Consider the following 395-nt stretch of genomic DNA (forward strand, 5'->3'; position numbering starts at 1 on the left):
CGGCCAGGCATCGACCAGGCCGACGGCGTCCATGCTGCCGGGTGGCACCAGGTCGACGGTGAGGCCCTCGGCCTCCAGCGCCCTGGCGCTCGGGCTTCCGACGGCCGCAATCTTCGTGTCCCCTGCCAGCGCGGCGAGGCTGGTGCCACGCTCCAGGGCGCACGCCTTCAGCGCCCGCACCGTCGTGATGCTGGTAATGACCAGCCAGACGGCCTTGTTCTGCGCCAGCAGGGTCAGGGCCTGGTCCAGTTCGTCCGGCTTGTCCGTCCGTTCGAAGTCGATCAGCGGCAGGACGCTGGGGGACGCGCCGCGGCGGACCAGTTCGGCGGCCATGCCGGCCGCCCGGTCAGGGCTGCGCGGCAGCACCACCCGCAGGCCCTGCAGCTGGTTGTCCG

Annotated in this window: 1 protein-coding gene; it reads right to left on the bottom strand. The window is 72.7% G+C overall.

Annotation, left to right across the window (positions count from 1 at the left end):
* Positions 1-395, bottom strand: a 395-nt coding sequence (locus AC5RUJ_RS18590; protein ID WP_494156554.1) for a uroporphyrinogen-III synthase, incomplete at both ends; no start/stop codon positions are given.

Source organism: Arthrobacter sp. Y3223164, from assembly GCF_059091005.1.